The sequence below is a fragment of the Pseudomonas fluorescens genome, from assembly GCF_030344995.1.
Taxonomy (GTDB): domain Bacteria; phylum Pseudomonadota; class Gammaproteobacteria; order Pseudomonadales; family Pseudomonadaceae; genus Aquipseudomonas; species Aquipseudomonas fluorescens_BF.
The window spans coordinates 6,024,281-6,036,247 of record NZ_CP128260.1; the positions used below are offsets into that span (position 1 = coordinate 6,024,281).

The 11,967-nt window shown below is 61.9% G+C and carries 6 protein-coding genes; all 6 read right to left on the minus strand.

Features of this window, described 5'->3' with window-relative positions:
- Window positions 1-6 precede the first annotated feature (6 nt).
- The 6 genes from QR290_RS27160 to dgcB all read right to left on the minus strand — a co-directional run bounded on the left by QR290_RS27160 (window position 7) and on the right by dgcB (window position 11,879).
- Window positions 7-1,251, minus strand: a complete 1,245-nt coding sequence (locus QR290_RS27160) for a metallophosphoesterase family protein (RefSeq protein WP_289203952.1) — start codon at window positions 1,249-1,251, stop codon at window positions 7-9.
- 25 nt (window positions 1,252-1,276) lie between these two features.
- Window positions 1,277-3,145, minus strand: a complete 1,869-nt coding sequence (locus QR290_RS27165) for a hypothetical protein (protein WP_289203953.1) — start codon at window positions 3,143-3,145, stop codon at window positions 1,277-1,279.
- 92 nt (window positions 3,146-3,237) lie between these two features.
- The gene (locus QR290_RS27170; RefSeq protein WP_289203954.1) at window positions 3,238-6,690 is read right to left on the minus strand and encodes a GMC family oxidoreductase N-terminal domain-containing protein; all 3,453 of its coding nucleotides are present in this window, start codon (window positions 6,688-6,690) and stop codon (window positions 3,238-3,240) included.
- A 1,224-nt stretch (window positions 6,691-7,914) separates the two neighbouring features.
- Window positions 7,915-8,685 carry an electron transfer flavoprotein subunit beta gene (gene etfB / locus QR290_RS27175; protein WP_289203955.1) on the minus strand — a complete coding sequence of 257 codons (771 nt, stop codon included), beginning with the start codon at window positions 8,683-8,685 and terminating at the stop codon, window positions 7,915-7,917.
- A 9-nt stretch (window positions 8,686-8,694) separates the two neighbouring features.
- Window positions 8,695-9,915 carry an electron transfer flavoprotein subunit alpha gene (etfA, locus tag QR290_RS27180; RefSeq protein ID WP_289203956.1) on the minus strand — a complete coding sequence of 407 codons (1,221 nt, stop codon included), beginning with the start codon at window positions 9,913-9,915 and terminating at the stop codon, window positions 8,695-8,697.
- A complete protein-coding gene (gene dgcB / locus QR290_RS27185; protein WP_115079451.1) occupies window positions 9,915-11,879 on the minus strand; it encodes a dimethylglycine demethylation protein DgcB in 1,965 nt (654 codons plus the stop codon). The genes etfA and dgcB overlap by 1 nt, the downstream gene beginning before the upstream one ends.
- Between the last annotated feature and the right edge of the window lie 88 nt (window positions 11,880-11,967).

An 11,967-nucleotide genomic window follows, 5' to 3' on the forward strand; every position in this document is an offset into this window, starting at 1 on the left:
AACGGATCACTTCGATGACCACCTCACCGATCCATCCTCGCCAATAAACTCCTCGAAAATCTCCTCCCCCACCAACCTGATCTTCGCGTACCCGTTCAACACCCGCAGCGGATAGTCCGGATCGTTCGCATCCTTCGTCTCCGAAAACAGCACCCGCGAATGCCCGTTCAGCTCGCTGGTGATCCCATAGGGAATCGCTCCGTGCCCGGCACAGCGCGCATGCAGTCCACCTTGTGGCGCATAGACGATGCCGTTATGCAGATGCCCCCAGTACCAGTAATCCGGCTCGCGCCCCAATGCATCGCACACCGGTTGATACAGCGCGGTCTTGTTGTGCCCGGTGATGTCGAAGCCCTGATGGTGGCTGAGCACCATGAGTTTCTTGCGCTTCGGCAGGCCTTTCATCCACTCGATCTGCGGCTTGTTCAGCGTGCCGTCCATGTACAGGTTCATGACGTCCGAGGCGTACGCCGTGTCCAGCCCGACAATCAGCCAGTCGTCGTTGATCAGGGCAAAGTAGCTGGTGCCCTGCTGCCCCGGAAAGCGCGCGGCCAGTTCCTTGAAATAGCCGTGGGCGCCGCTGTACATCTCGTGGTTGGAATTGAGGGTGAACGAGCCGTGGGTGCCCATCGGCCAGCCGGCCATGTCGGTGTCTTCCTGGGAGTGGGTGCCGGCGTAATAAACGTCCCCCAGGTGAATGGTGAAATCGGCATTGGCCAGTGCCATCTGGTTCGCCACCGACACCGCCGGTGCATGGCTGTTGAACGGCCCGGTGCCCCAGTCGCCGGCAATCGCCAGCGTTACCTGGCGATCCATTTTCACCAGCGCCGGATCGGTGCCGAAGGTCGCGTGATGGCGCAGGTTCTCGATCCACTTGAGCAGCGCCTCGCTCCACAGCAGATCCAGCAGCTCCCACTTGCGACAGCCGAGCAGCGTGCCGTCCTTGAGCACCTTGGTCTGCAGTTGATCGGGCGATTGCGGCAACGGCGTCGCGTTGCCGATGCGCAGGATCGACAGGCCATGGGACAACTCCCACGGAACGGCCGGTTCGTCGTCCGGCAGCTCGCCGTGCTTGAGCACGTACTGCGCCTGGTCGTGACCACGCTGGAGCAATTTGATGATGGCTTGAAACTCCTGCGGCTCCAGCTCGCTGATGAGCTTCATCCAGGCCATTTCGATGCGCGTGAACAAGCCGTGCAGGCGCACCTTGACCTTGTCGTATTCGTGTTTCAGATGACCGACCGCTGACATGACGTAATCCTCTATCCGTAAGGGTTCACAGGGTTTTCATGAATTCGATCAGCGCACGCTTGTCGTCGTTCGACAGTGTCGTGCCGTACAGGTGACCGCTGTTGTGGTTGCCCTCCAGGCGCGTGTCGTAGGTGAAGTCCGCCGAAGCTTTGGCCTGGGCGCCACTGGTCACGAAACCGACGTTGACCGGGTCGTAGACATCGGAGCCGGTGATGAACACCTGCGGACGTTTTTCCGGCGGTTGCAGCAAGTCCCACAGGGTCGGCACCGAACCGTTGTGCAGGTACGGCGCACGCAGCCAGATGCCGTCGGTGGGCGTGTTGCTGTAGCTCTGGGTCTTGCGATAGGCGCCGAAATCGAACGGCGGTTTCTTGAAGGTGTGGAACGCCGCCACCAGCCCGGTGGTGAACGAGTTCAGCCGGTGCGGATCGGTGCCGAGCTGGTCGATGTTGGTGGTGACTTGCCCGGTGTCGACGCGACCGAAATCGTGACAACCCGCGCAGTTAGCCTCCCACACCGGTTTGCCCTGGGCGACTTTGGCCTGATCCAGTGCCCACGGCCACGCCGGCGCCTTGTGCCCGAGCAGCCAGTTGGTGACGCGGTTGAAACTTGGCGGCAGCACCGATTCCGGCGTCGCGCCCACGGCCATCGCGGCAGCATAGTTGCGCTCATGGATCTTGTTGTTATTGCCGTCCCAGTGCAGGTACATCGATTCCCGGGGTTTCTGGTTCCACACTTGCGGCAGGTCGACGGTGCCGATGGTCGAGTCATCCGGGAAGCCGAACACCACCATTTTCGTCGGGTTGAACGTGTCGGTGCGCCCCGGCCCCTGTTGCGGGCGCAGCTTCTGCCAGGCGTAGGCCTGCTTCTGTTTGAGCAGCGCGGTCTTGGCCATCGGGATGATCAGGTAACGGTTGTAGATCCGCTCGAAAAAGCCCAGCTGGAACTTGCTGTTGATCGCCGCCATCACCGCGTCGGTGGTGAATTTCGGATCACTGGCGCAGTCGTAGGCGAACCACTGGAAAGCCTGCAGTTGCAGGGTATTGGCCGGTGCGCTCGGCACGTTGACCGCGACGTCGCTGGCATTGGCCCGGTAGGAACCGGTGTGGCACAGCGCGCAGTTCGGCTCGACGGTCGGGTAGCCGATCTGCCGCTTGGCCATGCCGATCGGCAGGTCCTTGCCGTTCTCGAACAGGAAACCGAAGACCTCCCAGCCGCCGGGTTTTGGCAGCTTTTCCGGGCACATCTGTGGCAGCACGGAGAACAGGTAATACGGAATCCGCGCCTCTATGCCGAGACCGATGGCGGCGTATTTGTAGTGGTCTTCGTCGGAGGCGTACTCCTGCTCCGGCACCACGCGCAGCATCTGATACCAGGTCTGGTAACCGATGAACGCCAGCAGTGCTACAACGATCAGCGTGCCGACCTTGAACGCGTGACTCTGCCACTGCCGCGCCCACGCTGTGCGCCATTCGCGCCAGCCGTCACAGAGCAGCGCCAGTGGCCGGTTTTCAGGCGTGGTGCCGAGGTACAGCAGGATGCCGAGGATCAGGAAAAAGCTCAGATCGCCCATCAGCATCGGCACGAACACCGAACCCTGACTGCTGGTGTTGATCAGGTAAATCCAGAACGCCACGGCGATCAGCCGCGTCAGCACGCACAGCCAGGAATGCACCACGTAGCGCGGCGCGTTGAAGCCCGACGGCATGTAGAACACGCTGATGCCGACCAGCAGCATCCCGGCGTTTTCCAGCCACGGGTCGGAGAGTTGCGGCGGCAGGCCGACCACCGATGTCAGCAACCCCGGCGCAAACAGCGCCGGGATCGCAAACACCATGTTCATCGCAATGCCGAGCCAGATGAAGCGTTGAAACCAGCGGATGTAGCTGTCCATGTCATCCATTTCCTTGTGCAGACCTGAGAGATGCAGCGCCAGACATTCCGCTTTCGCGAGCAAGCCCGCGAAGCGGACGACTCGGTCCGAGATCAACCGAGGGCTGTTTTCTCCAGGTGTTCAAGGATGATCGGATACACATCGACCACCGCGTTCTTGCCGAACATGCAATCGATATGGCCGTAACCCGGCACCACATGCCGGCTGTAGCGTTCCGATCCGTGTTTCTCGCAAACCCGCTGGTAGGTCTTGAGCGTGCTTTCCGGCAGATAACACTGGTTGTCGGCGCCGCTGATGAAGCAGATCGGCATGGTCAGCCGGTCGAAGTGCGGCATGTACACGTCGTGCCCTTTGAAATCCACCAGATGCCCTTTGCGCACGATCAGCGCCAAATGCTCGAAGGTCTCGATGTTCGACTCGCCGAACAGCTCGTGCAGGTTGTCGTGCAGCGTCTCGTTGAGGGTGTCGTGGCGATAGAGCGAGGCGTACATGAAGGTGATGCGGTGGCACACCGGGTTGGTGCAATAGCCCTGGGCTTCGATCCGTGCGTAGCCGTTGAGCGCCTTGTCGTAGAGGCGGTTAAACCAGTTCTCCTTGCTGTCGGCATAGGCGGTCATGGATTTGATACCGATCGCGTCGAGCATTCCTGGCAAGTGCAGACCGGCCTTCAGCCCCGTTGCGGTCGCGACCACCGTGTCGGCGGCAATCTGCGAGCAGACCACCGAACGCACGCCCTGCAAACCGGCGAGCAGCGACATGAAGAAGGTGGTGGCGCCGTAGCAATGCACCACGCACTGCACGTCTTTGGCTTTGGTTTCCTGCTGGATCTGTGCGATGGCGGCCTTGAAGTCGTACTGGGCGATCTGGTCGCCGTTCCATTCCTTCTTGCTCGCCGGCAGCAGGATGCTCACCCGGAAATCCAGCAGCCACACGTCGTAGTCGTGCTTGCACAGAAATTCGAGCAGGTTGGTCTGGATCGTATCGGTCGAGAAGATATTCGAGCCCACACCCAAACCATGCACCAGCATCACCGGGCCTTTGTTACCGGCCTGATAACGAGTCAGGCGCAACTGCAAGCCATCTTCGGTGGAGAAGAAATGCACGGCCGGCGTCGGCGCATCCAGTGGCCGTTTCAAGCGTGGCGGTGCGTCGGGGTTGAAGTATTTGTCGCCGGCAAACACCCCGCCGTAACTCTCCCAGAGAATCCCGGCGAAGAACTTGCCGAACCGCGCCAGCCCTTCGATGCGCTCACGCTCGTTGCGCGCATTGAGGACTTTCATGGTGGTCATCTGCTTGGCGAAATCGGTCGGTTTGATGTGCATCACCCCGGAGCCGATCACCTCGCCGGTCTTGTCCGGCCCGCGATACAGCGTGACGTAGAGGGTGCTGGTGTCGTGCCAGATATTCAGCACGCCGTTGTCTTCCGGCACGGTCTTGAAGGCGCTGAAGAAATAGTCGTGGCCGTCCTCGGCGGTCAGCTTCATGTCGTACTTCATGTGACGCGTATCGACCTGCTGCTCGAACTGCTCGAACAGGTTGAACACACCGTTACTGGCGGTCAGCGGTTCCGGCGACAGCGCCGGGGCGATCACCGTGCCGACGATGGTCGCGGCGTGTTCCGGTTCCTTGATCATCCGGTTGAGGTCGTTGGCGGTGATGGTCAGGGTGAAGTCGATTGGCGAGTTGTCCGCTTCGCCGCGTTTGGCGGCGGCTTCATAGACTTTGAGGTCGGTGCTTTGCGCAGCGGTAAAAGCGCGGGAGAAGTAGCCCTTCATGGTTTCGGTGAACTGTACACCGAGGGTCGGCGGCGCGGTCTGTTTGCGCGGCGCCGATGGCAGCGTGTAATCGATCGTCCAGCCACGATCGGCGGCCAGCAGGCCCATGTTGCGCTCGCTCACGGCGGAGATGGTCAGCAGCGGGTTGACCGCCAGTGACGTCGGGATCACCGCACCGTCGGTCACGTACAGATTGGCGTAAACATCGGTGCCGGTCGCACCACTGAACACCTGGCCCTTGTGGTTGACCACGCCTTGCGCGGCGTCTTCACCCATCACACAACCGCCCAGCGGATGCACCGAGACGATGCTGTGCTTGAGCAGCTTGGTCCAGATCGGATTCTCGACCCAGATCCCGCCCAGGGCCTTGGTGCTCTGGTAGAGGCGTTCGTTGCCGATCTTGAAGTTTTCCTGCTCGCCGACGCCCGGCCAGTCGATGCGCAGTTGATCCTTGCTGTCGAGGACCATGCGCCCCTGGCCGCTGTCGTGGCTCATGATCAGGTAGGTCTGCATGTTGTGCAGCGCGCCGTGATACGGGCCGCGCAGGAAGCTTTCGGCTTCGCGCTCCTTGTACTTCACTTTGCCGCTGAAGCTGTCGTCGGTGGGCTTGCCGATCATCTCGGCAAACCCGGCCATCGCCGGCACCATCGGCCGGCCGAGTGCGCCGGGGATCGAACCTTCCTCGATGACCATGCGACTGCTGCGGTCACCCTCGGTGCGCATGTCGATGATCGAGGTGATGCACGGGCCGACCGGTTGCAGTTCCTTGGCCGAATGCGCGCCGAAACCGATGCCGTTGATGGTCTGCTCGCAGTTGTGGCCAAAGCCGAGGATGTCGCCGTTGCCGCTCATGTTCTCGCCGAGCTGGCCGGACATCACCAGGCCCTTGTCCCGCGAGCGCAGCAGAATCTCGGTGGAGCCGAGGGTGCCGGCGGACACCACCACGATGTCGGCTTTCACGAACAACGTCGGCGCGTCGAACTTCTCGCGGCCGCTGTCGAGATACTGGAAGTGCACGATCCAGCCGTTGCCGTCGCGCTCCAGATGCCGCACCTGGGCCTGGCAGAAAATCTCCGCGCCGTGATTGGTGGCGTCCGGCAGGTAGTTCATCAGCGTGGTGTTCTTGGCCTTGTTGTTACAGCCCGAAACGCAGTCGCCGCAGTGGTTGCACGGCAGTTGCTCGACGCCAACGTGGTTGAGGTTGTTGGGCAGTTTGTCGAAGGTCACGTTGATCGGCGGCTTGTAGAAGTGCGCGCCTTGCTTGAGGAAGTCTGCGGATTTTTTGTTGGCATCGAGTTTCGGCAGGTTTGGCGCGGTGCTCGGGTAGGGATTGGGTTTGAGCATCTCCCGGGCCTTTTCGTAACCCGCCTTGAGCAGGCCGTCGTGGTCCTCGCGCACCGCCAGCGGCCAGCGTGGATCCTTGAACACATCGGCGGTCGGCTCCAGGGAAACGTTGGCATTGATCAGCGACGTGCCGCCGAGGCCGCAACCGACCACCACGTTCTGCTGGGCGTTGACGTGCAGATCGAACAGCCCGGTGCGCGAGCCGATGTGGCCGTCCGGGTCGTGTACCTGCAACTCTTCGGTCGCGGCGATCATGGTGTTGGGGTATTCGCCGGGCTGGATTTCCCGGCCGCGTTCCAGCAGACAGACCTTTTTACCGGCCCGGGACAGGCGCGAGGCGGCAATGCCGCCGCCATACCCGGAGCCGATGACGATCACGTCGTAATGTTCCTTGATGTCGCTGATGGGCGTTGCGATCCGTGTCATGAGGTGGTTCCTCTCTCAGGCAGATGGGGCAACTCTGCGGTTGCCTGCAATCAATGGGCGAACGGGCACCTGGCCTCCGGGAAATCCCGACGGCAGTACAACGGTTTGGGCAGGAATCAGGCGCTACAGACGGGCGTGCTGATTGGCGGCACGACGCAACGTGCGCTTTCGCGGCGAAGGTGCCGGCAGAGCGCGGAGCGTGCAGGGATTGAGGGGTAAGCGGTTTGGCTGGGTATCCATCACGCGTTCTCCCTGAACCAGATGTGGATAAGTGACGGCTGTCCTTGTGCCATTGCAGTGAAGACAGGCACCGGATCGAAGTCAAGGCAGGTTCTTAGAACTGTATGAAATGTGATCAATTGCCGCTTGGACTAAGCCCGCTGGGGGTTGCAGCGTTTGGCGAACAAGTTATCCACATAGCCACCCACAGCTAATGGGGACAACTGTGGATGACCTTGGAAAATAATCGGGGTTTTGTGAAGAAAAACCGTGACTTATCCAGAAGCAGGGTTTCCATTAGCGATTGATTGTTTTTTGATCAAACCACTGCATGGCACGGATAACGTGGCTTGCAGAGGATGGCGAACACCTTATCCACAGAAGCGCCAACAGAGTTCGGGGGTAACTTGGCGGGTGCTGTGGAAAAGCGCTTGAGGCGTTGATAAATCGGGGTTTGCGCGGGGATCGGCGGGTTGAAAGGGAGAATTGAGCGTTTTTTGATCAGACCTTTGTAAGCCACGGTTTATATGGCTCATAGCGGATAGCGAACATCTTATCCACAGAAACGCCAACAGAGATTGGGGGCAACTCTGGGAGTTGGTCTGGGGAAAAACTCAGAAAAAACCGCGAGTTAGGCTGGTTATTTTTTGATCTGGGGGCTGGAGGGCTTGGTTTGTATGGGGTTGGGAGAGGGGCGAACATGTTATCCACAGAGTGGTTAACAGGGATTGTGTGTAATTTTTGAGTAAGTGGATGGCTTATGACCGTTGCCCTCACCCCAGCCCTCTCCCGGGGGGAGAGGGGGCCTACCGTGGTGATCTCGAGAGGTACGTCGACCTGGACGCTCATCGCGACCTCAGGTTTTCTCAAATCAAGGCGAGAGGATGATCGATGCTTGGCGAACCAAGGTCACCGCTGAAGTCGCAGGTCGATGTAGATAGCCAGTTCAACTCGGTCAGTTCCCTCTCCCCTTGGGAGAGGGCTAGGGTGAGGGGCTTTTGCTCTTCAACGAACAACACCTTCTTCGATCAGCAGCTTGAGAATGGCTTCAGCCCCAGCCTCAGCAGTCACACCCTTAAGCACCTGCCCCCCACCCCCACTAGCCTTCGCCGTCGCCGCCTTCATCCGGTCCGCCCCGCTCTTGGCCTTGATCACCTTCAACCGCTTTGGCCGAGGCTTGGCCTGTTGCAGGGTCGCCACGGCCAGCAATTCGTCATCCACCACTTCCACGTCTTTAGCCTGAAGAGCGCCGCGCCGCGCCGGGCCGTAAGCACTTTGCCGAGGCTTGGGCGCAGCGTTATCCACAGTCGCCAGAAACGGCAGGCGCACTTTCAACCGACGGCGCTGCCCACGGGGCAACGCTTGCAGCACCAGCGCAGAACCGTCGTTGATCGACTCGACCTGCGCCAATCCAACCACCAGCGGCCAGCCCAGCCCTTCGGCCAGCAGGAACGGCAACATTCCCGAGCCCTCGCCGGTTTCCGCCTGGCTGCCAGTCAGTACGACTTGTGCACCGGCATCCCGCAAATATTCGGTCAACGCCGGCAGCGCGTCTGCGCCCGCCGGTTGTTCCAGCACATGCATCTGCGCAAGCCCCATGCCCAGATAGGCGCGCAGCGCCGGTTCCGCGATGTCGCCGGCATGCAGCACTTGCAGGTTATCCCCCGCCAGTTGCAAGCCGAGTTCCACCGCGCGGGCGTCCTGATCGGCGCGGCGCGGGCGGCCGGAGGTCGGGTGGGCGCCGATTGAAACCAGACTGATGATCTTTGTGCTCATAACCGTTCCTTAAGCCGCATCGCGCTTGGCTTCGTTGCGGTAGGTCTCTACCGCCGCGATCAAGGCCTGAAGAATTTCCGCGCTTTCGCCGATCACCGACAGGTCGGCACGCTTGATCATGTCGCAACCCGGATCGAGGTTGATCGCCACCACCTTGTCGCAGGCTCCGATGCCTTGCAGGTGCTGGATCGCCCCGGAAATCCCCACGGCCACGTAAACCCGCGCGGTGACCCAGGTGCCGGACGCGCCGACCTGACGGTCGCGGGCCATGAAGCCATCGTCCACCGCCACCCGCGAAGCGCCTTCGGTAGCGCCGAGGGCAGCGGCCGTCCTGTGGAAAAGCTCCCAATCCTTGACCCCGTTGCCGCCGGAGAAAATGAACTCGGCCTCGGCCATCGGAATCGCTGCAGGATCCACCGCCACCGCGCCCAGATCCTCAATCCGCGACAGGCTGCGCGCGACGGGTGTGGATAACTCCACCGGCAACGCTTCGTGACGGGTTTCGCTGACCGGCTCGGCACATTCGGCCGAGGCCAGAATCAGCCGTGCGACCGGACGGGCCAGATCCTGCAACCCGGCACCAGCCCGGCCAATGCACTCCTGATCCTTGACCTGCCACACCCGTGTAGCCGGGCGCTCGCCCAGCGCAGCCGCGAAGCGCCGACCGAGTTCGCCGCCACCGCTGCGGCTGTCCGGCAGCAACCAGTGACGCGGATTGAACTGGTTATCCACAGCCCGCAAGCCCTGGATTCGTTGCTCCGGTGCATAACCGCTGAATTCTTCACCTTCCAGCACCAGCAAGCGGTCAACGCCCGCCGTGGCGAAAGCGTTTTCCTTGTGCTCGCCGAACACCACGGCCAGCACCGCGCCGTCGCTGCCGGCCAGTTGATGGGCCAGGCCGAGCAGGTCGCGGTCGTGGCTGCTCAAGCGGCCGCCGACCATGTCCGGCACCACGCTGATGTAGAACGCCGGGGCCGGCACCTGATGCAGCGGCAATTGCACTTCGACCGCTGCCGAGCGTTTGACCGCCCCGCCCTGCTGGGCGCCGCTGCGGTCGATGCGCTTGATGCCGTTCGGCCCGATGAAACCGATGCCGTGCAGGTTCTTGCGGATGATCCCGTTGGGCCCCATCCAGCTGTGTTGCGCCGGTTGCATGGCCGCGTGCAGCGGGTGCAGGCGGTTGCGTGCGATCCATTCGGCGCGGGGGTCGCGGCGGATAATGTCGCTCATCAGTGGGCCTCCGCAGGTTCACGTTTGGCCGGGGTGGCAGGCTTGTTCGGCGCGGCGTCTTCGAGCAGCGCGTCGGCCACCAGTTCGGCGATGTCCTTGATCAGCGGACGCGGTTCGACCACGCCTTCGAGCATCGCCGTGCACTGTGGACAACCCACGGCCACCAGCTCGGCGCCGGTCTCGCGGATGTCTTCCATGCGCATGTCGGGGATCCGCTGCTTGCCCGGAATGTCAGTGATCGGCGCCCCGCCACCGCCGCCGCAGCAGCGCGAACGGAAGCCGGACCGTTGCATTTCCTTGATCTCGATGCCGAGGGCGCGCAGCACTTCGCGCGGCGCTTCGTACTCGCCGTTGTAGCGGCCGAGGTAGCACGGATCGTGATAGGTCACGCTGTTGCCTTTGTGCTGACCGAGGTTCAGCGCGCCGGCCTGGATGATTTCCGCCAGATAAGTGCTGTGGTGCTGCACGAGGTAGTTGCCATCGAACGCGCCGTACTCGTTTTTCAGCACATGGAAGCTGTGCGGATCGCAGGTGACGATGCGGTTGAAGCTGTATTTGGCCAGGGTCTGGATGTTGCGCTTGGCGAGCAACTGGAAGGTCGCTTCATCACCCAGACGCCGGGCCACGTCGCCGCTGTCGCGCTCTTCAAGCCCCAGCACCGCGAAGTCGACCTTGGCCGCTTTCAGCACTTTGACGAACGCACGCAAGGTGCGCTGGTTGCGCATGTCAAAGGCGCCGTCGCCGACCCAGAACAACACGTCGGTGGACTTCTTCTCGCTGAGCAGATTGAGGTTCAGATCCGCCGCCCAGTTCATCCGTCCGCCCGGGGCGAAACCGCCAGGGTTGTCGGTGGCAATCAGGTTTTCCAGGACTTCGGCGCCCTTGTTCGGGGTCGCGCCTTTTTCCAGGGTCAGGTGACGACGCATGTCGACGATGGCATCGACGTGCTCGATCATCATCGGGCACTCCTCGACGCAGGCGCGGCAAGTGGTGCACGACCACAGGGTTTCGGCATCGACCAGACCGTTGACGATCGGTTGATGTGGATTGCCGCTGTGTTCACCCACCGGTTTGCCCGGATACGGGCTGCCGGCGAATTTGGCGTCGGTGCCGCCGGCGAGGCCGACGACCATGTCCTGAATCAGCTTTTTCGGGTTCAGCGGCTGGCCGGCGGCGAACGCCGGGCAAGCGGCTTCGCACTTGCCGCACTGCACGCAGGCGTCAAAACCGAGCAACTGGTTCCAGGTGAAATCCTTGGGTTTTTCCACGCCCAGCGGCGCGGTCGGATCATTCAGATCCAGCGGTTTCAAACCGGTGGAACGACCGCCGCGCCCGTCTTTTCTAGAGAACCGTTCGGGGCGACGGTGCCAAGCCAGGTGCAGAGCACCGGCGAACGCGTGCTTCATCGGGCCGCCCCAGGTCATGCCGAAGAACAGTTCCGACACGCCCCACAGCACGCCAATGCCGAGAATCACTGCGAGCACCCAGCCGCCGAAGTTCTCCGGCAGGATCCCGGCCACCGGCAAGGTCACCAGGAAGAACGAAGCCGAGAACGCCAGCAGGCTTTTCGGCAGGCGCATCCACGGGCCTTTCGACAGCCGCGACGGAGGATTGAGACGACGCCGATAAACGAAGATCGCCCCGACGAACATCACCGCCGTCATCAGCAGCAACACGTAGCCGAGGATGCGGTTATGCAGGCCGAAACCGTGCACCAGAATCGCCAGCACGATCGACGCCACCGCCCCGCCCGCCGTGGCGACGTGGGTGTTGGCGATGTATTTGTCCCGCGCCACCACGTGGTGCAGATCGACCATGTAGCGCTTGGGCATGGCTAACAGGCCGCCGATCAGATCGACCTTCGAGGCCCGGCCCCGACGCCACATGTTTATCCGTCGCAATGCGCCGAGAGCCGCGAGGCCCAGGGCAGCAAAGATCAGGATGGGAAGAAGGGTGTTGAGCATGGTGAAGCTCCCAAAGACCGCGGGGTCTCATGTGGGAGCGGGCTTGCTCGCGAATCAGGCGACGCGGTGTATCAGGTGTACCGCGTTA

Coding starts and splice junctions, on each gene's coding strand:
- QR290_RS27165 (WP_289203953.1), bottom strand. CDS start 3,145: ATGGACAGCTACATCCGCTGGTTTCAACGCTTCATCTGGCTCGGCATT.
- QR290_RS27170 (WP_289203954.1), bottom strand. CDS start 6,690: ATGACACGGATCGCAACGCCCATCAGCGACATCAAGGAACATTACGAC.
- etfA (WP_289203956.1), bottom strand. CDS start 9,915: ATGAGCGACATTATCCGCCGCGACCCCCGCGCCGAATGGATCGCACGC.
- dgcB (WP_115079451.1), bottom strand. CDS start 11,879: ATGCTCAACACCCTTCTTCCCATCCTGATCTTTGCTGCCCTGGGCCTC.
- etfB (WP_289203955.1), bottom strand. CDS start 8,685: ATGAGCACAAAGATCATCAGTCTGGTTTCAATCGGCGCCCACCCGACC.
- QR290_RS27160 (WP_289203952.1), bottom strand. CDS start 1,251: ATGTCAGCGGTCGGTCATCTGAAACACGAATACGACAAGGTCAAGGTG.